A 21,011-nucleotide genomic window follows, 5' to 3' on the forward strand; every position below is an offset into this window, starting at 1 on the left:
GTCGCGCTCCTTTGCAGGGAGAGTGGCGCGCGTCACCGGATCGTGTCAACAGCCGTTCCGCCGGAAGGGTCGGGCGGCGAGGGTGTGGCGGCCTTCACTCGAAGGTGTCAAGATGAGGCGTCCAATGGCTCGCTGACATACCTTTGGAGGTACTGCGGATGCTCGCCGTGGAGGAGTTGCGCGTGCTCGTGGACGCCGGGGAGATCGACACGGTGCTGGTCGCCGCGGTCGACATGCAGGGCCGCCTCCAGGGCAAGCGCTGCGCCGCCCGCTACTTCGTCGACGAGGTCCTGCCGCACTCCGCCGAGGGCTGCAACTACCTGCTGGCCGTCGACGTGGAGATGAACACCGTCGGCGGCTACGCGATGTCCTCGTGGGACAGCGGCTACGGCGACTTCGTGATGAGGCCCGACCTGTCCACGCTGCGCCGCGTGCCGTGGCACGAGGGCACCGCGCTGGTCCTGTGCGACCTCGTCTGGGAGGACGGCGCGCCCGTGGTCGCCTCGCCGCGCCAGATCCTCAAGCGCCAGCTCGACCGGCTCGCCGAACGGGGGCTGCGCGCGTTCGTCGGCACGGAGCTGGAGTTCATCGTCTTCGACAACACCTACGAGGACGCCTGGGACCGCGGTTACCGCGGCCTCACCCCGGCGAACCAGTACAACGTGGACTACTCGCTGCTGGGCACCGCGCGCGTCGAGCCCCTGCTGCGCGCCATCCGCAACCACATGGCGGGCGCGGGCATGGTGGTCGAGTCGGCCAAGGGCGAGTGCAACCCCGGCCAGCACGAGATCGCGTTCCGCTACACCGAGGCGCTGGCGACCTGCGACAACCACAGCATCTACAAGACCGGTGCCAAGGAGATCGCGGCGCAGCAGGGCAAGGCGCTGACGTTCATGGCGAAGTACAACGAGCGCGAGGGCAGCTCCTGCCACATCCACCTCAGCCTGCGCTCGGCCGACGGCGAGCCGGTGTTCGCCGAGGGGCACGGCAGGTCGAAGCTCATGGAGCACTTCATGGCGGGCCAGCTCGCCGCGCTGCGCGAGCTGACCTACTTCCTGGCCCCGAACATCAACTCCTACAAGCGGTACGCGCAGGGCAGCTTCGCGCCGACCGCGGTGGCGTGGGGCAGGGACAACCGGACGTGCGCGCTGCGGGTGGTCGGGCACGGCCAGTCGCTGCGGTTCGAGAACCGGGTGCCGGGCGCGGACGTGAACCCGTACCTGGCCGTCGCCGCGCTGATCGCGGCCGGTCTGCACGGCGTGGAGAACGAGCTGCCGCTGGAGGAGGAGTTCACCGGCAACGCCTACACCTCCGACAAGCCGACCGTGCCCGCCACGCTGCGCGACGCCGCCTCCCTGCTGGCCAAGAGCGAGCTCGCGCGCGAGGCGTTCGGGGCGGACGTGGTCGAGCACTACCTCAACGCCGCCCGGGTGGAGCTGGCCGCGTTCGAGAAGTCGGTGACGGACTGGGAGCGGATCCGTGGTTTCGAACGGCTCTAGGGCACGGCCCTTGATCGGCGTCACGACGTACCTGGAACGCGCGAGGTTCGGCGTCTGGGACGTGGAGGCGGCGGTGCTGCACCGCGACTACCTCGACTCCGTGGTGCGCGCCGGCGGCAACCCGGTGCTGCTGCCGCCGGTCGGCACGTGGGACGCCGACAGCGCCGCCTTCCTCGACGGCCTGGTGCTGGCGGGCGGCGCGGACGTCGACCCGGCGCGGTACGGGCGGCCGCGCGACCCGCGCACCGGACCGGCGCGGCCCGAGCGCGACGAGGTCGAGCTGAGCCTGGCCCGCGCGGCGCTGGAGCTCGACCTGCCGCTGCTCGCGGTGTGCCGCGGCATGCAGGTGCTCAACGTCGCGCTGGGCGGCACGCTGGTCCAGCACGTCGACGGGCACAACCCGGCGCCCGGCGTGTTCGAGCACACCGGGGTCGCGGTCGCGCCCGGTTCGGCGCTCGCCGGGATCGTCGGCCTCGCCACCACCGTGTTCTGCCACCACCACCAGGCGTTGGACGTCCTCGGCGACGGCCTGCGGGTGGTCGCGAGCGCGCCGGACGGCACGGTGGAGGCGGTCGAGCTGCCGGGCGCGCGGTTCGTGCTCGGCGTGCAGTCGCACCCGGAGGCCGACACCGAGGACGACCGCTTGTTCGCCGCGCTCGTCGGCGCGGGTCGGGACCGGGCAGCACGGGACAGGGGAGCGAAGTGACCACGTTCGACGTCATCAACCCGGCCACCGAGGAGGTCGTCCGCTCGGTGCCGCTGGCGACGCTGGAGGAGACCGACGCGGCGATCGCCCGCGCGTCGGCGGCGCTGCCCGCGTGGCGCGCGGTCGCGCCCGGCGACCGGGCCCGGCTGCTGCGGCGGTTCGCCGAGGCGGTCGACGGCGCGGTGGAGGAGCTGGCGGCGCTGGAGGTGCTCAACGCCGGGCACACCGTCGGCAACGCGCGGTGGGAGGCCGGGAACGTCCGCGACGTGCTGCACTACTACTCGGCCGCGCCGGAGCGGTTGTTCGGCAAGCAGATCCCGGTGCCCGGCGGGCTGAACGTGACCTTCCACGAGCCGGTCGGCGTGGTCGGCGTGATCGTGCCGTGGAACTTCCCGATGCCGATCGCGGTGTGGGGCTTCGCGCCCGCGCTGGCGGCGGGCAACACGGTGGTGCTCAAGCCGGCCGAGCTGACGCCGCTGACCGCCCTGCGGTTGGCCTCGCTGGCGTTGGAGGCAGGCCTGCCGCCTGACGTGTTCCAGGTGGTGCCGGGCGCGGGGCCGGTGGTGGGGCAGCGGTTCGTCACGCACCCGGACGTGCGCAAGGTCGTGTTCACCGGTTCCACGCGGGTCGGCAAGCAGATCATGGCCGGCTGCGCGGAGCAGGTGAAGCGGGTCACGCTGGAGCTGGGCGGCAAGTCCGCCAACATCGTCTTCGCCGACGCGGACCTGGAGCGCGCCGCGGCCACCGCGCCGTACGGGGTGTTCGACAACGCGGGCCAGGACTGCTGCGCGCGGTCCCGGATCCTGGTGCAGGCGTCGGTCTACGACCGGTTCATGGAGCTGCTGGAGCCCGCGGTCAAGGGCGTGGTGGTCGGCGCGCCGGGTGACGAGGCCACCGAGATGGGGCCGTTGATCTCGGCCGCGCACCGGGAGAAGGTCGCGTCCTACGTGCCCGCCGACGCGCCGGTGGCGTTCCGCGGCTCGGCTCCGTCGGGCGCGGGTTTCTGGTTCCCGCCCACGGTGCTGGCGCCCGTCGCGCCCGGTGACCGCGCCGCCGTCGAGGAGATCTTCGGCCCGGTGGTGGCGGTGCTGCCGTTCACCGACGAGGAGGACGCGGTGCGGTTGGCCAACGACAGCGCCTACGGCCTGTCCGGGTCGATCTGGACGCGGGACGTGGGGCGGGCGCTGCGCGTCTCGCGGGCCGTCGAGGCGGGGAACCTGTCGGTCAACTCGCACTCCTCGGTGCGGTACTGGACCCCGTTCGGCGGGTTCAAGCAGTCCGGGCTGGGGCGCGAGCTGGGGCCGGACGCCCTCGACTCGTTCACCGAGACCAAGAACGTCTTCATCGCTCACTGATTGGGAGAGACATGGTTCAGCGACTTGAGGGCCGGGTTGCCGTGATCACCGGCGGTGGCAGCGGCATCGGCCTGGCCTCGGTGCGGCGGCTGGCGTCCGAGGGCGCGCGGGTGGTCGTCGCGGATGTCGACGCGGAGTCCGGCAAGGCGGCGGCCGACGAGGTCGACGGGCTGTTCGTCCAGGTCGACGTGACCGACGAGGAGCAGGTGTCGGCGCTGTACCAGACCACTGTGGACACTTACGGCTCGGTGGACGTCGCGTTCAACAACGCGGGCATCTCGCCGCCGGACGACGACTCCATCCTGACCACGGGCATCGAGGCGTGGGACCGGGTGCAGAAGGTCAACCTGACGTCGGTGTACCTGTGCTGCAAGCACGCGATCCCGCACATGCTCGAGCGCGGTCGCGGTTCGGTGATCAACACGGCGTCGTTCGTGGCGACGATGGGCGCGGCGACGTCCCAGATCTCGTACACCGCGTCCAAGGGCGGTGTGCTGGCGATGAGCCGCGAGCTGGGCGTGCAGTTCGCCCGGCAGGGGGTGCGGGTGAACGCCCTGTCACCCGGACCGGTGAACACGCCGTTGCTGCGGGAGCTGTTCGCGAAGGACCCGGAGCGGGCCGCGCGGCGGTTGGTGCACGTGCCGCTGGGCCGGTTCGCCGAGCCCGCGGAGATCGCCGCGGCGGTGGCGTTCCTGGCCAGTGACGACTCGTCGTTCATCACCGCGTCGAACTTCCTGGTGGACGGCGGTATCGCCGGTGCCTACGTGACACCGCTGTGATGCCGCTGCGGGACGCGTTGTTCCGCCCCGTGCGGGCGGGCAACGCGTTCGAGGAGACGGTGGAGCGGCTCGTGCAGGCGATCCGGCTCGGCGTCGTGGGTCCGGGGGAGAGGCTGCCTGCGGAGCGTGACCTGGCGGCCCGGCTGGGTGTCAGCCGGGTGACGTTGCGGGAGGCGATCCGGTCACTGCAGGACGCCGGGTACGTCGAGTCGCGGCGCGGCCGGTACGGCGGGACGTTCGTGAACTCGCCGTTGCCGGTGGTCGCGCCGGACCGCCGGGTCGACCCCGGTGAGCTGGCGGACGCGTTGACGCTGCGTGCGGCGGTGGAGGCGGGCGCGGCGGAGTGCGCGGCGGGTCGTGCGCTGGGCCCGGTGGAGCGGCGCAACCTGCTGGCGCGGCTGGCCGAGTGCCGTGACGCGTCGGTGGACTCCTACCGGCGCAAGGACTCGCGGCTGCACCTGGCGATCGCCGAGGCGACCGGGTCGCCGTCGCTCACGGCGGCCGTCGCCGACGCCCGGACCAGGGTCAACGCGCTGCTGGACCGGATACCGCTGCTGCCGCCGAACCTGGCGCACTCCAACGACCAGCACGAGGTGATCGTGAGCACCATCCTGGCCGGCGACCCGGAGGCCGCGCGGCGGGCGATGGCCGAGCACCTGGACGGCACGGCCCTGCTGCTGCGCGGCTTCCTGTCCTGACCTCAGCGCTCGAAGTCGCGGTCCGGCACGCGGTCCGGACCGCGTTCGCCCCGCTCGCCCCGGTCTGGTCGGTCTCCCCGGTCTGGCCGGTCGCCGCGCTCGTCGAACCGCGAGTGCCCGGGTCGGTCGGAGCCGACGCCGTAGCGGGGGTGGTGGTCGCGGTCGGCCAACGCCACGATCCCGCCGCCCAGGACGAGTCCGAGCAGGCCGACGGCGACGAGCTGGGTGGCGCGGTGCCGGCCGACCCGGCCGACCGCCGCGCCCTTGCCGGGCGGTGGCGGATAGTGGCCGGGGTGCGGCGCGCCGGGTGCCTGGTGGGCGGCAGCGGCCGGTTGGTCGGCAGCGGTGGGCCGGCCGGACGCTTGGTCGGTGGCTGCGGGCTGTTCGGCGGTGGGCTGCGCGGAGGCTTGCTTGCCGGCGGCGGGCTGCGAGGCAGCGGCGGGTTGTGCGCCGGCGTCTGCGGGCTGCGCGTCTGCGGGCTGCGCGGCCGGTTGGCCAGGGGCGCCGGTCGGGCTCGGGTGGGTGGGGTCCGGCGTCGGGCTGGCCATGGGTGTGGTGGCGTCGGCGGGCGGCTGGTTCGCGGCGGGCGGTGCGGGGGGAGTCCGGTCCGCCGGGTCGGGGTCGGCGTGCGGTGGCTGGTTCGGGTCTGACATGGCGGAACTCCTGCTCTCCCGTGCTGGTGTCCGCCATGGTGCGCGACCGACCTGAGCAGAGCCTGATGGTCGGCTGTTCGTCAGCTGTGAACCTGCCGTCAGCATGTGTTGACGATCGGTCGAGCGTCAGCATATGTTGACGACATGGCTTCGATCGCCGATCTCGACCAGGCCGCGCACGGTTCCGACCCGGACGCCGGGCTGCGCGCCGTGGCCCGCCTGCGCCGACTGGTCGAACAGCTGGAAGCCGAGCACGTCGCCGCCGCCCGCCGGGCCGGCTGGTCGTGGCGCGACATCGCCACCCGCCTGGGCGTGACCAAGCAGACCGTCCACCGCAAGTACGGCCGAGAGGACTGACCGGTGTTCCGAGGCGACCACCCCGACCTGAACCGCACCATCGGCCGCGCGCTCAAGCTGGCCCTGGAACTCGGCCACCCGCGCACCGGCAGCGAGCACCTCTTGGCCGCCCTGGCCACCGGCTCCCTCGCCACCAGTCCGCTCGCCGCCGGTCCTGCCCCCACCGATCCGCTCGCCGCCGGCCCTACCGCCGCCGGTCCGTTCGCCACTGGCCCGACTGCCACCGGCCCTGCCGCGACCGGTCCGTTCGCCGCTAGCCCTGCCGACTCCGGCCCCACCGCCGCCGGCCACGGTGAAGCCGGTCCGGTCGGTGACAGCGCCCCCACCGACGATCCGCCCAGCGCGACCCCATTCGCCGACCGAGCCACCGCAGGCGGACCGACCCCGGGCGGCACCCCGACCGGCGGAACCGTCGCCGCAGTCCTGCTCCGCCACGGCGCGACCCCGGACGCCATCCGGCACGCCGCCCACCTCGCGGCCCCGCTCGGCGCGGGCGGTGCGGTGGATCGGGCCGTCCTGGCACCGCTGGGCGTCGACCTCGACCGGCTGCTGGGCGGCACACCCGCCCTGGACCGGCCGCCGGGCCGTGAGCCGCTGCTCCCGCTCGGCGCGGCGAAGGCACGCGCGCGCTGCGCCCGCCTCACCCCGCCGCTCGGCCTGGACGCCCAAGCGGCCTACTCGGCGTCGCTGCGCCTCGCCCTGGCCCGCCGCGAACGCGAGCACCGCCCCGAACACCTGGCCCTCGCCCTCACCGCCCTGGACCCCGGCGTCGCGTGGGTGCTCAAGACCGCCGGCGTCGACCGCCGAGCCCTGCTCGCCGACCTCGCCGCGACCTTCCCGCCGCCGCGCCGCAACCCGCTGCTCGCCGTCGAACGCAGGCTCGGCCACCGCGTGCGCCACCGCGACCTCGTCCGCCGCTACCAGCGCACCACCGGACGTGCCGTGACCTCGGCCGACGCGCTGCCCGCCCTGATCCGCGGCTGAGCACCCACCCGACCGGGTGATGCGCGGGAAACCGGACCGGCCGACCCGGTGCGCCGGAAAACGACTCGGTGAGCACCGATAACATCTCGGGCAAAGGACCGACGCACACCGAGGAGTCACCGTGTCCGAACCGCGCCCCGCAGCCGCCCCGAACCCACCGCGCGTGGTGGTGACGGCGGGGACCACCGCGGGGACGGCGGTGCGTGAAGCGGGACTCCCGGGCAAGGGGCCGGACGCCGTCGTGGTCGTGCGCGACCCGGAGGGCCACCTGCGCGACCTGTCGTGGGCCCCGCAGGTCGACGTCGAGGTCGAGGCGGTCGCCGCCGACACCGCCGACGGCCGCAGCGTGATCCGGCACTCCGCCGCGCACGTGCTGGCGCAGGCCGTGCAGCAGCAGTTCCCCGACGCCAAGCTGGGCATCGGCCCGCCGGTCAAGGACGGCTTCTACTACGACTTCCGGGTCGACAAGCCGTTCACGCCCGAAGACCTCCAGGCGCTGGAGAAGCGCATGAAGTCGATCATCAAGGGCGCGCAGCGGTTCAACCGCCGCGTGGTCGAGTCGGTCGACGCCGCCAAGGCCGAGCTGGCCGCCGAGCCGTTCAAGCTCGAACTGGTGGACATCAAGAGCGATGTCGACACCGCCGAGGTGATGGAGGTCGGCGGCGGCGAGCTGACGATCTACGACAACCTCGACCCGCGCTCCGGCGAACGGGTGTGGGGCGACCTGTGCCGCGGCCCGCACGTGCCGACGACCAAGCACATCCCGGCGTTCAAGCTGACCCGCGTCGCCGCCGCGTACTGGCGCGGCAACGAGAAGAACCCGCAGCTGCAGCGCATCTACGGCACGGCGTGGGAGTCGCAGGAGGCGCTGGACGCGCACCTGGAGCTGCTGGCCGAGGCCGAGCGGCGCGACCACCGCAAGCTGGGCGTGGAGCTCGACCTGTTCAGCTTCCCGGACGAGATCGGCTCGGGCCTGGCGGTGTTCCACCCGCGTGGCGGGATCATCCGCAAGGCCATGGAGGACTACTCGCGCGCCCGGCACACCGAAGAGGGCTACGAGTTCGTCTACTCGCCGCACATCACCAAGGGCAACCTGTTCGAGACGTCCGGTCACCTCGACTGGTACAAGGACGGCATGTACCCGGCGATGCACCTCGACGCCGAGTACGACGACGACGGCAAGCTGCGCAAGCCCGGCCAGGACTACTACCTGAAGCCGATGAACTGCCCGTTCCACGACTTGATCTTCAAGTCGCGCGGCCGGTCCTACCGCGAGCTGCCGCTGCGCATGTTCGAGTTCGGCGGCGTCTACCGGTACGAGAAGTCCGGCGTGATCCACGGCCTGACCCGCGTGCGCGGCATGACGCAGGACGACGCGCACATCTTCTGCACCCCCGACCAGGTGCAGGACGAGCTGAAGTCGCTGCTCGGCTTCGTGCTCGGGCTGCTGCGCGACTACGGCCTGGACGACTTCTACCTGGAGCTGTCCACCCGCAACCCGGAGAAGTCCGTCGGCTCCGACGAGGTGTGGGAGCAGGCGACCGAGGCGCTGCGCGTCGCGGCCGAGGACTCCGGCCTCGACCTGGTGCCGGACCCGGGCGGCGCGGCGTTCTACGGGCCGAAGATCTCCGTGCAGGCCAAGGACGCGCTGGGCCGCACCTGGCAGATGTCCACCATCCAGGTCGACTTCAACCTGCCCGAGCGCTTCGGGCTGGAGTACACCGGCCCGGACGGCGGCCGGCAGCGCCCGGTCATGATCCACCGCGCGCTGTTCGGCTCGGTGGAGCGGTTCTTCGGCGTGCTGACCGAGCACTACGCGGGCGCGTTCCCGGCGTGGCTGGCGCCGGTGCAGGTGGTGGGCATCCCGATCGCGGACGAGCACGTCGACCACCTGCTCGCGGTGGCCAAGGAGCTCAAGGCGAAGGGCATCCGGGTCGAGGTCGACGCCTCCGACGACCGGATGCAGAAGAAGATCCGCAACCACACCACGCAGAAGGTGCCGTTCATGCTGCTCGCGGGCGGCAAGGACGTGGAGCAGGGCGCGGTGTCGTTCCGGTTCCGCGACGGCACGCAGATCAACGGCGTGCCGGTCGAGCGCGCCGTCGAGACGGTGGTCGACTGGGTGGCGCGGCGGGAGAACGCCTCGCCCACGGCGGACCTCGTCCAGTGACCGACCAGTACGAGGAGCAGGACGGGGTCGGGGTCGACGACGCGTTGCAGCGGTTGTGGACCCCGCACCGCCTCTCGTACGTGCGCGGTGAGGGCAAGGCCGTCGGCGACGAGCCCGAGGGGTGCCCGTTCTGCCGGGTGATCGGGCTGGACGACGCCGAGGGCCTGATCCTGGCGCGCGGCGAGCTGGTGTTCGCGGTGCTCAACCTGTACCCGTACAACCCCGGCCACCTGATGGTGCTGCCGTACCGGCACGTGCCCGACTACACCGACCTGACCCCGGCCGAGACGGCGGAGTTCGCCGCGTTCACCCAGAAGGCGATGCGGGTGATCCGGTCCGCCGCCTCGCCGCACGGGTTCAACGTCGGCATGAACCAGGGCGTGGTGGCGGGCGCGGGCATCGCGGCCCACCTGCACCAGCACGTGGTGCCGCGCTGGGGCGGCGACGCGAACTTCATGCCCGTGATCGGCCACACCAAGGTCCTGCCGCAGCTGCTCGGCGAGACCAGGCAGCTCCTGGCCGACGCCTGGGCGGGCGCGGACTGACCCGGGCCGGGTGAGGTTTACCCGGGAGCGACCCGTGCAACGGGACAAGGGTGACTTCACCGAACACGCCCGCCCCGGTGGCCCATCGGACGATGCAGGTCGACGGGACCGACATCTTCTACCGCGAGGCAGGGCCACCGGACGCCCCGGTGGTGCTGCTGCCCCACGGTTACCCGTGCTCGTCGTTCCAGTACCGCGACTTCATGGCCGCGCTCGGCGACCGGTGGCGCCTGATCGCGCCGGACTACCCCGGCTTCGGGTACAGCGGCACGCCGGACCGCAGGCGCTTCTCCTACACCTTCGACGGCTACGCCGAGTTCCTCCGGCGGTTCACCGAGGAGGCCTGCCTCACCCGGTACGCCATCTACCTGCACGACTACGGCTCCCAGTTCGGGCTGCGGCTGGCCATGCACGCGCCCGAGCGGGTCGCCGCCCTGATCATCCAGAACGGCGACGTCTACGAGGACCAGCACGGCCCGAAGTACCGCCCGCTCAAGGAGTACTGGGCCGACCCGACCGAGGAGGGGACGTCCAGGCTCTACGCCGCGGTCAGCGCGGACGGCTTCCGCGACGAGTTCGTCGGCGAGATCCCCGAGCGGCTGGTCGAGCGCGTCTCCCCGGACCTGTGGACGTTGTCCTGGGCGCTGCTGGGCACGCCCGAGCGACGGCGGAACCTGGTCCACCTGCTGGCCGACCAGGTGAGCACGCTCGACTGGTTCGAGCGGCAGCAGGCGTACCTGCGCGAACACCGACCGCCGACGCTCATCGTGTGGGGTCCGCACGACGGCTACATGCCCGAGGGCGCGGCACGGGCCTACCTCCGCGACCTGCCGGACGCCGAGCTGCACCTGCTCGACGGCGGTCACTGGGCGTTGGAGACCGACCTCGACGAGGTCGTCGCCCTGGCGCGGGACTTCCTGGACCGGGTGCACCCGCCCGTCTCGACTGGGTGACGTCGACGGCCCGGCCCGTTCGACGGCCGCATCCCGGGCGTTCGACTCGGAGGTCCTGGGTGTTCGACCTGCCGGTCCTGGGCGTTCGACACGCGGGCGCCGGGTGTTCGACACGCGGATGGGAGAAAGTTCAACCTTTTTTGGGTTCGGCTTGAACGGACGGTGGGGCTGTCTCGTTCAGACCGGGTGTCCACGCCCGGCTGACGAGAGGTGCACACCCTGTGACGGCCATGACCGAGCCCGACGCTGTGCTGGCGCTGCCCCCGGACGACCGCCCCCTGTTCCGCCGATTCGGCCGCGGCCCGAGTGCGACACCGCCGTTCCGCCGGATCCACCACGCCTTCGAGTCGCACGCGGCACGATCGCCGCACGCGCGGGCGGTCGAGCACGAGGGCGTCTGCCTGACCTACGGCGAGCTCGACCACCGCGCGAACGTGGTCGCCGCCGAACTCCTGGACGCGGGCGTGCACCCCGGTGATCACGTCGGCGTCTTCTTAACGCGCTCGGTCCACCTCGTCGTCGGCATCCTCGCGGTGCTCAAGGTCGGCGCGGCGTACGTGCCGCAGGACGTGCGGATCACGCCGAAGGCCCACCTCGACCACGTCATCCGCACCGCCGACATCGACGTCGTGCTGACCACCGACGAGCACGCCCGGCACGTGCGCGGCCTCGCCGCGCCGAAGGTCCTCGCCCTCGACGCGCTCCCGGACCGCCGCGTCGGCCCGCCGCGCGCGGAGCCCGGCGACACGGCCGTCGTCATCTTCACCTCGGGCACGACCGGCGTGCCCAACGGCGTCCGCGTCACCCACGCGAACCTGTGCAACGTCCTGCTCACCGCACCGGGCGACCTCGGCATCCGACCGGGCGACCGGGTCGCGCAACTGCTCAACATCGCGTTCGACATGGCGGTGTGGGAGCTGTTCGGCGCGCTGGCCCACGGCGCCACGTCCGTCATCCGCGGCCGGGACATCGGGGAGACGGCGAAAACCGCCACCGTCCTCATCGCGACACCGGGCGTCCTGTCCACAGTGGACCCCGACGCGTGCCCCGACGTGCGCACCGTCGCCGTGGCCGGAGAACGCTGCCCCAAGCCCCTGGCCGACGCCTGGTCCGCCCGCGCCGCGTTCCACAACGCCTGCGGCCCCACGGAAGTCACGATCGTCAACACCGTGCAGCGCTACGACCCGGCGACGGGCCGCCTCACCATCGGCCGCCCCGTGCCCAACAGCACGGTCTACGTGCTCGACCAGGACCTGCGGCCGTGCCGGATCGGCGAGGTCGGCGAGATGTGGGCGGGCGGCGCCTGCGTCACGGCGGGCTACCTCGGCAACGACGTGCTGACCGCCCAGCGCTACCGCCCCGACCCGTTCCTCGGCGGCGACCACCTCATGTTCCGCACCCGCGACCTGGGCCGGTGGACGCCGGACGGCGAGCTGGAGCACCACGGCCGCACCGACGACCAGGTCAAGGTCCGGGGCTTCCGGGTCGAGCTGGACGCGGTCACCTCCGCCCTGGAGACCACGCCCGGCTGCGCCCGCGCGACCACCGTCCTGCACGACGGCAGGCTCGTCGGGTTCGTCAGCCCCGCCTCCGTCGACCCCCGGGCGGCCACCGACGCGGTGGCGGGCGCCCTGCCGTACTACTGCGTGCCGTCGCTGGTCGTCGCGGTGGACGACCTGCCGATGACCGCGCGCGGCAAGGTGGACCGGGCCGCGCTGTCGTCGCTGGTGACCGTCGCATGACGACCACGCGCACCGACACCCCGTCCGCGCTGGGGCTCAGGCTCCGCAAGCGACCGTTCACCCACCACAACCGGCTCGCCGCCGCCGTCGTCCTGGTCAACGTGATCGCGGCGTTCGGGGTGGACGACGCGCGAGCGCTCGCCGACCTGGTCGTCGCCAACGTCACCTTGGCCGTCCTGATCCGCCAGCAGCACGTGATCAACCTGCTGTTCCGGCTCGCCACGAGCGCGCCGACGACGTGGCCGCTGCGGGTCCGCTGGACGCTGGGCAAGGTCTACCACTTCGGCGGCCTGCACGTGGGCGCCGCCCTCAGCGCCACCGCGTGGTTCACCGCGCTCGCCGTGGTCCGACCCGACCCGCTCACGTGGACGATCCTCGCCCTGATGGTCGCGATGGTGGTCTTCGCCCTGCCCGCCCTGCGCGCACGCCGGCACGACGTGTTCGAGCGCGTGCACCGCTTCGCCGGCTGGACCGTGCTCGCCCTGTTCGCCGCGCACTCCTCCCGGCAGCCCGGTTTCGTCGGCTCGACCCAGTTCTGGCTGCTCCTGCTGGTCGTCGCGAGCGTCGCGCTGCCGTGGACGCGGCTGCGTCGCGTGCCGGTGCGGATCGCCAGCCCGTCGCGGCACGTCGCCCTGGTGTCGTTCGACTACGGCGTGACGCCGTTCGCGGGCTCCTCCACCGCGGTGAGCCGCCACCCGCTGCTGGAGTGGCACTCGTTCGCCAACGTGCCCACGCCCGGCCGCACGGGGTTCCGGCTCACCATCTCGCGCGCGGGCGACTGGACCGGCTCGCTCATCGACGACCTGCCGAGCCACCTGTGGGTCAAGGGCGTGCCCACCGCGGGCGTCGGCAACATCGACAAGCTGTTCACCAGGGTGGTGTGGGTGGCCACCGGCAGCGGCATCGGGCCGTGCCTGCCCCACCTGCTGTCGCGGGAGACGCCGTCGCGCCTGGTGTGGTCCACCCGCACACCCCGCGACACCTACGGCGACGAACTGGTCGACGAGATCGAGGCCGTGCAGCCGGACGCGCTGGTCTGGGACACCGTCCGCGACGGCAAGCCCGACCTGGTGGAGCTGGCGCTGCGCGCGCACCGGGAGTTCGACGCCGAAGCCGTCATCTGCATCTCGAACAAGAAGACCACCTGGCACGTCGTCGAGGAGCTGGAAGCGCGGGGCGTGCCCGCGTTCGGCGCCATCTGGGACTCGTGAGGAGACTTCGTGGACTACTCGACCTTGGTCGTCGAAGAGCAGGACGGCGTCACGACGGTCACCGTGTCCCGGCCGCGGGCGCGCAACGCGCTGTCCGGCCGCGTCCTGGCCGAACTCGACCACTTCCTGTCCGGCGTCCTCACCGGACCGGCGCCGCGGGGGATCATCCTCACCGGAGCGCCCGGTCCGGCGTTCATCGCGGGCGCGGACATCCGCGAGATGGCCGCGATGACGCCGGACGAGGGCGCGAGGTTCGGGGAGCTCGGCCAACGCGTCACCCGGCTGCTGGAGGAGGCGCCGTGCCCCGTCGTCGCGTGCGTGGACGGCTACGCGCTCGGCGGCGGGTGCGAGATGGTGCTGGCGTGCGACTTCGCCTACGCGACCCGGAACGCCGTGTTCGGCCAGCCCGAGGTCGTGCTCGGCCTCATCCCGGGCTTCGGCGGCTGCGTCCGGCTCCAGCGCCTGGTCGGGCCCGCGGTCGCCCGCGAGCTGATCTACACCGGCAGGCACGTCGACGCGCCGGAGGCACTGCGGCTCGGGCTCGTCAACGCGGTGTTCGACGACCGCCATGAGATGCTCACCGCCGCACGCACCGTGCTCGGCCGGGTCGCCGCCAACTCGGCCACGGCGGTGTCGCTGGCCAAGGCCGCGGTCAACGCGACCAACGGCACGACCGTCGCCGCCGGCCTGGCACTCGAGCTCGACGCGTTCCGGGAGGCGTTCACCACCGACGACATGCGGGAGGGCACGGCGGCCTTCCTCGCCAAGCGCCCGCCCGCCTTCGCGGGCCCGACCCCGCTGGGCACGACCCGGGAACCGCTGCTCCACGACTAGCCGAGGAGGTGCGCGATCAACGACACTCACATCGCCCTGCTGCGCTCCCTCCACGACGAGCACGCGCCCGCCCTGTGGCGGTACGTGCGCCGGCTGACCGGGGACGACGAGCTGTCCCGCGACGTGGTGCAGGAAGCGCTGCTGCGGGCGTGGCGCAACCCCAAGGTGCTCGAACAGGGCGCGACGGCGGCTCGGGCGTGGCTCTACACGGTGGCGCGCAACGTGGTGATCGACGAGCGCCGCAGCGCACGCGCGCGCTGGGAGATCGGGTCCGAACGGCTGCCCGAACGGGCGCGCGACGACCACAGCGACTCCGCGCTGGACGCCTGGCTGGTGGCCGACGTGCTCACCCAGTTGACGCCGGAGCACCGCGCGGTGATCGTGCGTGCGTACTACATGGGGCAGTCGGTCGCCGAGCTGGCCGTCGCGCTGGACCTGCCGGAGGGCACCGTGAAGTCCCGGCTGCACTACGGTCTGCGGGCGCTGAGGGTGGCGCTGGAGGAGAAGGGGGTCACCGGACGTTGAGCTCGCCAGTCGATCCGTACCGGGACTGGGGTGCCGCGTACGTCCTCGGTTCGCTGTCGCCCGGCGAACGGCGGGAGTTCGAGGGGCACCTCCCGGGGTGCCCGGAGTGCTCGGGTGACGTCGCGTCGTTCGCGGGCGTGCCCGGCATCCTCTCGGCGGTGCCCCGTGACCGTGCGCTCGACCTGCTCGAACCCGAGGCCGCGGCCACCGAGCCGCCGCCCGCGGTGCTCGTCGGCCTGCTGGCCGCGGAGCGGGCGCGACGGTGGCGCGCGCGGGTCCTGGTGGCCGCCGCGCTGGTCGTGGCGGCGTTGACGGGGGCGGCGGTCGCGACGGCCGTGCGACCGACCGCCCCCGTCGCCGCGACCACCGTCCCGGCCACCTCGACCACCACGCCGACGCCCCCGCCCGACGTCGAGCTGCACCAGACCATGCCGAGCCCCGTGACGGCCAGCGTGCGGCTGGTGGACGAGCCGTGGGGCACCCGGATCGACGTGCTGTGCTCCTACGCCGTGCCGGACGGGCCGCCGCCGCCCGTGTTCGCCTACTCCCTGCACGTGCTCCTGGCCGACGGCGCCGCGGTGCGGGTCGCGACCTGGACGGCCGGTCCCGGCTCGACCACCCGGCCGACCGCGACGACCGAGCTGGCCCGGTCCGACATCACCGGCGTCGAGATCAGATTGGTGCAGAAGGACCTGGTCCTGCTCCGCGTCTCGTTCTGACCCCGGCCCGCGGCGGCCCGCCGGCCGCCAGGACGATCACCCGCAGGCCCGGGACCTGCTGCAAGCGCACCTGCACGACTGGATGCACGTGCGCTCGCCGAAACGGCCGCCGACGTGTCCCAGATCACCCCGGGCGACGGCCGGCGCGGCCTCAGACACCTTCCTGGCCGATCGTCAAGAGGGGTGAGCGTCGATACGGTGCGTTGCATGACCGCACCTGAGCGTTCGCGGCTGGCCCGAGAACGGCTCTCGCGCGAGTTACGAAGGCTGCGCACCGAGGCCAAGATGACCGGAACGGCCACGGCGCGCGCTACCGGGATGAGCCAGTCCAAGCTGTCGAAGATCGAGAACGGCATGCTCCTCCCGTCCGTGACCGACGTGGAGCGCCTGGTCGCCGAGCTGTCCGCGACCAGGGAGACCAGGGTCGAGCTGGTGGAGTTGGCCCGTCAGTTGCACGCCGAGGCGGAGACCCGCCGCGTGGTGCTGCACCGCGGGGCGCACCGCCACCAGCAGACCGTGGCCCGCATCGAGGCCCGTGCCACCACCAGCCGCTTCTTCCAGAACGCGGGTGTGCCCGCGCTGCTGCAGAGCGAGAACTACCTGCGGGTCGTGCACAACACGATGCCCCCGCACGAGCAGGACACGGCGATCGCCACCCTGCGCAGCCGCCGTGCCCGGATGGACGACCTGGGCAAGCGGTTCGTGTTCCTGCTGGCCGAGAGCGCGCTGCGCTGGCGGATGGGGTCCGCGGACCTGATGTGCGAGCAGATCGACCACCTCGTGCAGATCGTCCGAAGACCCAATGTGCAGCTCGGCGTGGTGCCGTGGACGGCGGACGCGAACATGGTGGCCCTGCACGGGTTCCAGGTGTACGACGAGCGGGTGGTGACGTTGAGCGTGCTGACCGGCAACGCCACCATCACCGACCCGCACGACGTGCGCGAGTACCTGGCCCTGTTCGGCAGGCTCGAACGGCTGGCGGTGCGCGGCGACGCGCTGGAGGACCTGCTGGAGCACATCTCCAGGGACCACCGCAAGCTCGGCTGAGCTGGGTGGTTAGGCTGCCGGTGACCACTTCGTCCCCGTCGGTAGGTGCCCCGCCACCCCATGCTGAACATCTTCGCCCGCGCGTCCGTTTCGCGCGTCACCGATCCGATCGGCGCGTGGCTGCTGCGCCGCGGCCTCACCCCGAACGCCGTCACGGTGCTGGGCACCGTCGGCTCCGTCGCCGTCTCGCTGTGGTTCATCCCGCGCGGGCAGCTGTTCACCGGCGCGGCGCTGGTCACCGTGTTCGTGCTGTTCGACCTGATCGACGGCGCGATGGCGCGCGCGCAGGGCGGCGGCACGAAGTTCGGCGCCGTGCTGGACGCGAGCTGCGACCGGATCGCCGACGGCGCGCTGTTCGCCGCCATCGCCTGGTGGGCGTTCGGCGCGGGCGAGCACGGCCTGGCCGCGGCGACCCTGGTCTCGCTGGTCGGCGCCCAGGTCACGTCCTACGTGAAGGCCCGGGCCGAGGCGTCCGGGCTCTCCGCCGACGGCGGGCTGGCCGAACGCGCCGAGCGGTTCATCGTGGCCCTGGTCGGCGTCGGCCTGCACGGGCTCGGCGTGCCCTACGTCCTGCCGGTGGCGCTGTACCTGCTGGCCGCGCTGGTGTCGATCACCGTGGTGCAGCGCATCCTGGCCGTGAGCCGCGCCGCGAAGGAGCTCGGTACGTGACCGCTCGCGACATCAAGGGCACCCTGGTCGACCTGGGCTACGCGGCCGGGTGGCGCCTGGTGCGGCTGCTGCCGGAGAAGGCGGCGCGGGCGCTGTTCGACGCGGTCGCCGACCGGGCCGCCGGGCGTGGCGGCGGTGGCGTGCGCCAGCTGCGGTCCAACCTGCGCCGGGTCGTGCCGCAGGCGGGCGAGGCCGAGCTGGACGAGCTGGTCCGGCTGGCCGTGCGCTCCTACGCGCGGTACTGGCGCGAGGCGTTCCGGATGCCGTCGCTGGACCAGCGGGAGCTCTACGCCGAGCTGGACCGGACGATGACCGGCGTCGAGAACCTGGACGCGGCGCTGGCCGAGGGACGCGGCGCGGTCATCGCGCTGCCGCACTGCGGCAACTGGGACATGGCGGGCGTCTGGCTGGTCGGGCACTGCGGCACGTTCACCACCGTCGCCGAGCGGCTCAAGCCCGAGTCGCTGTACCGGCGGTTCATCGCGTTCCGGGAGAGCCTGGGCTTCCAGGTCGTGCCGCTGACGGGCGGCGACCGCAACCCGGCGCTCGTGCTCGCCGAACGACTGCGGGCGAACCAGGTCGTCTGCCTGCTCGCCGACCGCGACCTCACCGCGGGTGGCGTGCCCGTGACGTTCTTCGGCGAGCGCACCATGATGCCCGCCGGCCCCGCGCACCTGGCCGCGACCACCGGCGCGGCGCTGATCCCGGCCGGCCTCTGGTTCACCGAGGACGGTTGGGTCATCCGGCTGCACCCGCCGATCCGGGTCCCCGGCACGGCGGGCGTGCCCGCGGCGACCCAGCAGATGGCCGACGTGTTCGCCGCCGACATCGCCGCGCACCCCACCGACTGGCACATGATGCAGCAGCTGTGGCTGGCCGACCTGCCGGAGAGCAGGCAGAAGGCGCTGCGCCGGGTCCTGGCCCGCCGGGGGGAATCCGCGTGAAGGTCGGCATAGTCTGCCCGTACTCCTTCGAAGTGCCAGGGGGAGTGCAGGCGCACGTGGTCGACCTGGCGCGCGCGCTGCGCGGCCTCGGGCACGAGGTGGAGGTGCTGGCGCCCGTCGACGACGACACGCCGGTGCCGGAATTCGTCACCTCGGCCGGTCGGGCGGTCGCGATCCCGTACAACGGTTCAGTGGCGCGACTCTCGTTCGGACCGGTGTCGTTCACCCGCGTGCGGCGGTGGATCGCCGAGCACGACTTCGACGTGCTGCACCTGCACGAGCCGACCGCGCCGTCGTTGTCGATGCTGGCGCTGATGGTGGCCGACGGCCCGATCGTGGCCACCTTCCACACGTCGACGCCGCGCTCGAAGATGCTCTCGGCGTTCCAGGCGGTGCTGCAGCCGTTCCTGGAGAAGATCACCGCCCGGATCGCGGTGTCCGCGCTGGCCCGCCGCGTGCAGGTGGAGCACCTCGGCGGTGACGCGGTGGAGATCCCCAACGGCGTCGACGTCGGGTTCTTCGCCGACGCGACGCCCCTGGACGGCTACCCGCGACCCGGCGGCACGGTCGGGTTCGTCGGCCGGTTCACCGAGCCGCGCAAGGGCATGCCGGTGCTGCTCGAGGCGTTCCGCGAGCTCGACGCGCCGGACGTGCGGCTGCTGGTGGTGGGTCGCGGCGACGCAGACGAGCTGCGCAAGCAGGCGGGGCCGGAGCTGGCGTCGCGGATGGTGTTCCTCGGCATGGTGGACGACGAGACGAAAGCGCGCGCGCTGCGCAGCGTGGACGTCTACTGCGCGCCCAACACCGGTGGCGAGAGCTTCGGGGTCATCCTCACCGAGGCGATGTCGGCGGGCGCGGCGGTGCTCGCCAGCGACCTCGACGCGTTCCGCCGCGTGCTCGACGACGGCAAGGCGGGCGTGCTGACCCCGGTGGGCGACTCGTCGGCGCTGGCCCGGGCGTTAGGGGAGCTGCTGACCGACCCCGGCCGGCGGGCGGACTACGTGGACGCGGCGCGGCAGCGGGTGATGATGTTCGACTGGTCGGTGGTCGCGAACCAGGTGGTGCGGGTGTACGAGAGCGCCATGGCGGCGGACCCGCGTCGGGTGGGTGAGGCGTGACGAGCTCCGGCGTCGCGACGACGTTCCTGGTGTTGCTGGCGTTGGCCGTGCTGGTCGGCCCGTGGACGCTCGGCACGGCCAACCGGCTCGACCGGCTGCACGTGCGCACGGACGCGGCCTGGGCGGCGCTGGACGCCGCCCTGGCGCGGCGCGCGGTGGTGACGCGAGCGGTGGCGGCGGTGTGCGGCAAGCCGGAGCTGCGTGCGGCGGCGGACCGGGCCGAGCGGTCGGCGCGGCCGGACCGCGAGGCGGCGGAGAACCGGTTGTCGGCGTTGCTGGACGCGCTCGACCGGTCCGTCCTGGAGCCCGCGCTGGCGGCCGAGCTGTCCGATGCGGAACAGCGGGTGGTGCTGGCCCGTCGGGTGCACAATGACGCCGTGCGCGACACGTTGGCCTTGCGCCGGCGTCGGTCCGTGCGGTGGTTGCGGCTCGCGGGCACCGCGCCGACGCCGTCCTATTTCGAGATCGCCGAACCCGGCGGTGACGCCGAGGCGTCCACGTTGACCCAGCGCGTGTCGGCGCGGGTCGTGCTGCTGGACGTCGAGGACCGGGTGCTGTTGTTCGAGGGGTTCGACCCGAGCCGGCCGGACGAGCCGTTCTGGTTCACCGCGGGCGGTGGGGTCGAGCCGGGGGAGGACGTCCGGACCGCGGCGGTGCGGGAGCTGTTCGAGGAGACCGGTGTCGAGGTCTCCGGTGACGAGCTGGTCGGTCCGGTGTGGAAGCGGCACGCCGTGTTCGCCTTCGACGGCTTGAACTACGCGGCGGTCGAGTGGTTCTTCGTCGGAAAGGTGGAGGCGGTCGACGTGGACACCTCGCGGTTCAACGAGATCGAGCAGCGGACCATTCGCCGGCACCGGTGGTGGTCGGTGGAGGAACTGGCGTCGACCGACGCCACGGTCTACCCGGCGCAGTTGGCGGAGGTGCTGCCCGACGCGCTGGTCGGGTGGGACGGCACGACCCGTTCGGTCCGATGATCGGGATCTCGAGCCGGATGGACGACGTCGTCGCCTTCTACCGCGCTCTGGAGGAGTCGGACCGGCCGCGCGCGTACTTCGAGTTCGTGGACGTCGAGGGCTGGGTGGACGAAGGCGCGCGTGCGCTCTACGAGACCGTGGAGCACGAGGGTGAGCTGATCGCGATCCGGCAGATCGAGTTACCCTCGGCGGGTGGGATGCACCGCTACTCGTGGCGGCGGATGGAGGACGCGTACGGCGGCCTCACCGACGAGCCGATCGACCCGCACGACGACCCGGTGAAGCCCATACCCCGTGAGGTCTTCGTCGAGCGGTGGAACTCGTTGATGTACGAGGTGTGACGGCGCTCGACCCGTTGCGGCACAGGCTGATCACCACCCCTCGGCGCCGTGCCTCGCGCGAGGCCGGACCGCGCCGCGCGCGTGCCCGCGTCGGTGACGCTCGACCCGGCCGCGCTCTGCCCGCGTCGGGACGCTCGACCTGGCCGCGCACGTGCCCGCATCGGTCACGCTCGACCTCACCGGCGCCG

The 21,011-nt window shown here is 72.8% G+C and carries 22 protein-coding genes; 21 read left to right on the top strand and 1 reads right to left on the bottom strand.

All coding sequences use genetic code 11. From position 1 onward, the window contains the following. Positions 1 to 158: 158 nt before the first annotated feature. Genes AB0I91_RS32795 through AB0I91_RS32815 form a run of 5 tightly spaced genes read left to right on the top strand, consistent with a single transcriptional unit; the run spans position 159 to position 5,037 of the window. On the top strand, positions 159 to 1,499 hold the full coding sequence (locus AB0I91_RS32795) for a glutamine synthetase family protein (protein ID WP_499640442.1): 1,341 nt from the start codon (positions 159 to 161) through the stop codon (positions 1,497 to 1,499). After that, on the top strand, positions 1,480 to 2,205 hold the full coding sequence (locus AB0I91_RS32800) for a gamma-glutamyl-gamma-aminobutyrate hydrolase family protein (RefSeq protein WP_498778825.1): 726 nt from the start codon (positions 1,480 to 1,482) through the stop codon (positions 2,203 to 2,205). Before AB0I91_RS32795 ends, AB0I91_RS32800 begins: the two co-directional genes overlap by 20 nt. Further along, positions 2,202 to 3,560 (top strand): aldehyde dehydrogenase family protein, encoded by a 1,359-nt coding sequence (locus AB0I91_RS32805; protein WP_498778824.1) that lies wholly within the window; start codon positions 2,202 to 2,204, stop codon positions 3,558 to 3,560. Before AB0I91_RS32800 ends, AB0I91_RS32805 begins: the two co-directional genes overlap by 4 nt. A gap of 11 nt (positions 3,561 to 3,571) precedes the next feature. Next, on the top strand, positions 3,572 to 4,339 hold the full coding sequence (locus AB0I91_RS32810) for a 3-oxoacyl-ACP reductase (RefSeq protein WP_498778822.1): 768 nt from the start codon (positions 3,572 to 3,574) through the stop codon (positions 4,337 to 4,339). Further along, positions 4,339 to 5,037, top strand: coding sequence for a FadR/GntR family transcriptional regulator (locus AB0I91_RS32815; RefSeq protein WP_499616201.1), 699 nt, complete (start codon positions 4,339 to 4,341; stop codon positions 5,035 to 5,037). Before AB0I91_RS32810 ends, AB0I91_RS32815 begins: the two co-directional genes overlap by 1 nt. 2 nt (positions 5,038 to 5,039) lie before the next feature. On the opposite strand, the gene AB0I91_RS32820 is transcribed toward AB0I91_RS32815, so the two are convergent. Continuing rightward, positions 5,040 to 5,690 carry a hypothetical protein gene (locus AB0I91_RS32820; RefSeq protein WP_499640444.1) on the bottom strand — a complete coding sequence of 217 codons (651 nt, stop codon included), beginning with the start codon at positions 5,688 to 5,690 and terminating at the stop codon, positions 5,040 to 5,042. 144 nt (positions 5,691 to 5,834) lie between these two features. Between AB0I91_RS32820 and AB0I91_RS32825 the strand changes: the two genes are divergently transcribed. The 16 genes from AB0I91_RS32825 to AB0I91_RS32900 all read left to right on the top strand — a co-directional run bounded on the left by AB0I91_RS32825 (position 5,835) and on the right by AB0I91_RS32900 (position 20,823). Beyond that, positions 5,835 to 6,047 (top strand): helix-turn-helix domain-containing protein, encoded by a 213-nt coding sequence (locus tag AB0I91_RS32825; RefSeq protein ID WP_498778818.1) that lies wholly within the window; start codon positions 5,835 to 5,837, stop codon positions 6,045 to 6,047. A gap of 3 nt (positions 6,048 to 6,050) precedes the next feature. Next, on the top strand, positions 6,051 to 7,031 hold the full coding sequence (locus AB0I91_RS32830; RefSeq protein WP_498778817.1) for a hypothetical protein: 981 nt from the start codon (positions 6,051 to 6,053) through the stop codon (positions 7,029 to 7,031). 121 nt (positions 7,032 to 7,152) lie between these two features. Next, complete coding sequence (gene thrS, locus AB0I91_RS32835; protein ID WP_498778816.1) at positions 7,153 to 9,201, top strand: threonine--tRNA ligase; 2,049 nt, start codon at positions 7,153 to 7,155, stop codon at positions 9,199 to 9,201. Continuing rightward, positions 9,198 to 9,746 (top strand): HIT family protein, encoded by a 549-nt coding sequence (locus AB0I91_RS32840; protein ID WP_498778814.1) that lies wholly within the window; start codon positions 9,198 to 9,200, stop codon positions 9,744 to 9,746. Before thrS ends, AB0I91_RS32840 begins: the two co-directional genes overlap by 4 nt. A gap of 92 nt (positions 9,747 to 9,838) precedes the next feature. Next, positions 9,839 to 10,699: an alpha/beta fold hydrolase gene (locus AB0I91_RS32845; protein ID WP_499640446.1), complete on the top strand. Its 861-nt coding sequence runs from the start codon at positions 9,839 to 9,841 to the stop codon at positions 10,697 to 10,699. Positions 10,700 to 10,929: 230 nt separating this feature from the next. Beyond that, positions 10,930 to 12,441, top strand: coding sequence for an amino acid adenylation domain-containing protein (locus AB0I91_RS32850; protein WP_498778810.1), 1,512 nt, complete (start codon positions 10,930 to 10,932; stop codon positions 12,439 to 12,441). After that, positions 12,438 to 13,652: a hypothetical protein gene (locus AB0I91_RS32855; RefSeq protein ID WP_498778808.1), complete on the top strand. Its 1,215-nt coding sequence runs from the start codon at positions 12,438 to 12,440 to the stop codon at positions 13,650 to 13,652. Before AB0I91_RS32850 ends, AB0I91_RS32855 begins: the two co-directional genes overlap by 4 nt. 9 nt (positions 13,653 to 13,661) lie before the next feature. Next, positions 13,662 to 14,486, top strand: coding sequence for an enoyl-CoA hydratase/isomerase family protein (locus AB0I91_RS32860; RefSeq protein WP_499640447.1), 825 nt, complete (start codon positions 13,662 to 13,664; stop codon positions 14,484 to 14,486). A 15-nt stretch (positions 14,487 to 14,501) separates the two neighbouring features. Continuing rightward, on the top strand, positions 14,502 to 15,011 hold the full coding sequence (locus AB0I91_RS32865) for a sigma-70 family RNA polymerase sigma factor (RefSeq protein ID WP_498778937.1): 510 nt from the start codon (positions 14,502 to 14,504) through the stop codon (positions 15,009 to 15,011). Then, positions 15,008 to 15,730: a zf-HC2 domain-containing protein gene (locus tag AB0I91_RS32870; protein WP_498778805.1), complete on the top strand. Its 723-nt coding sequence runs from the start codon at positions 15,008 to 15,010 to the stop codon at positions 15,728 to 15,730. The genes AB0I91_RS32865 and AB0I91_RS32870 overlap by 4 nt, the downstream gene beginning before the upstream one ends. Before the next feature lie 207 nt (positions 15,731 to 15,937). Then, on the top strand, positions 15,938 to 16,777 hold the full coding sequence (locus AB0I91_RS32875) for a helix-turn-helix domain-containing protein (protein WP_499619121.1): 840 nt from the start codon (positions 15,938 to 15,940) through the stop codon (positions 16,775 to 16,777). Between the two features lie 60 nt (positions 16,778 to 16,837). Then, on the top strand, positions 16,838 to 17,446 hold the full coding sequence (gene pgsA / locus AB0I91_RS32880; protein WP_230565608.1) for a phosphatidylinositol phosphate synthase: 609 nt from the start codon (positions 16,838 to 16,840) through the stop codon (positions 17,444 to 17,446). Between the two features lie 11 nt (positions 17,447 to 17,457). Then, complete coding sequence (locus tag AB0I91_RS32885; protein ID WP_499640469.1) at positions 17,458 to 18,390, top strand: phosphatidylinositol mannoside acyltransferase; 933 nt, start codon at positions 17,458 to 17,460, stop codon at positions 18,388 to 18,390. Next, a complete protein-coding gene (locus tag AB0I91_RS32890; protein WP_498778799.1) occupies positions 18,387 to 19,508 on the top strand; it encodes a glycosyltransferase family 4 protein in 1,122 nt (373 codons plus the stop codon). Before AB0I91_RS32885 ends, AB0I91_RS32890 begins: the two co-directional genes overlap by 4 nt. Continuing rightward, a complete protein-coding gene (locus AB0I91_RS32895) occupies positions 19,505 to 20,482 on the top strand; it encodes an NUDIX hydrolase (RefSeq protein ID WP_498778797.1) in 978 nt (325 codons plus the stop codon). Before AB0I91_RS32890 ends, AB0I91_RS32895 begins: the two co-directional genes overlap by 4 nt. Beyond that, complete coding sequence (locus tag AB0I91_RS32900; RefSeq protein WP_498778795.1) at positions 20,479 to 20,823, top strand: hypothetical protein; 345 nt, start codon at positions 20,479 to 20,481, stop codon at positions 20,821 to 20,823. The genes AB0I91_RS32895 and AB0I91_RS32900 overlap by 4 nt, the downstream gene beginning before the upstream one ends. Positions 20,824 to 21,011: the final 188 nt, after the last annotated feature.

The organism is Actinosynnema sp. NPDC049800 (assembly GCF_040656635.1).
Classification (GTDB): domain Bacteria; phylum Actinomycetota; class Actinomycetes; order Mycobacteriales; family Pseudonocardiaceae; genus Actinosynnema.

Coding starts and splice junctions, on each gene's coding strand:
- AB0I91_RS32875 (WP_499619121.1), top strand. CDS start 15,938: ATGACCGCACCTGAGCGTTCGCGGCTGGCCCGAGAACGGCTCTCGCGC.
- AB0I91_RS32900 (WP_498778795.1), top strand. CDS start 20,479: ATGATCGGGATCTCGAGCCGGATGGACGACGTCGTCGCCTTCTACCGC.
- AB0I91_RS32820 (WP_499640444.1), bottom strand. CDS start 5,690: ATGTCAGACCCGAACCAGCCACCGCACGCCGACCCCGACCCGGCGGAC.
- AB0I91_RS32795 (WP_499640442.1), top strand. CDS start 159: ATGCTCGCCGTGGAGGAGTTGCGCGTGCTCGTGGACGCCGGGGAGATC.
- pgsA (WP_230565608.1), top strand. CDS start 16,838: ATGCTGAACATCTTCGCCCGCGCGTCCGTTTCGCGCGTCACCGATCCG.
- AB0I91_RS32850 (WP_498778810.1), top strand. CDS start 10,930: ATGACCGAGCCCGACGCTGTGCTGGCGCTGCCCCCGGACGACCGCCCC.
- AB0I91_RS32810 (WP_498778822.1), top strand. CDS start 3,572: ATGGTTCAGCGACTTGAGGGCCGGGTTGCCGTGATCACCGGCGGTGGC.
- AB0I91_RS32855 (WP_498778808.1), top strand. CDS start 12,438: ATGACGACCACGCGCACCGACACCCCGTCCGCGCTGGGGCTCAGGCTC.
- AB0I91_RS32815 (WP_499616201.1), top strand. CDS start 4,339: ATGCCGCTGCGGGACGCGTTGTTCCGCCCCGTGCGGGCGGGCAACGCG.
- AB0I91_RS32825 (WP_498778818.1), top strand. CDS start 5,835: ATGGCTTCGATCGCCGATCTCGACCAGGCCGCGCACGGTTCCGACCCG.
- AB0I91_RS32845 (WP_499640446.1), top strand. CDS start 9,839: ATGCAGGTCGACGGGACCGACATCTTCTACCGCGAGGCAGGGCCACCG.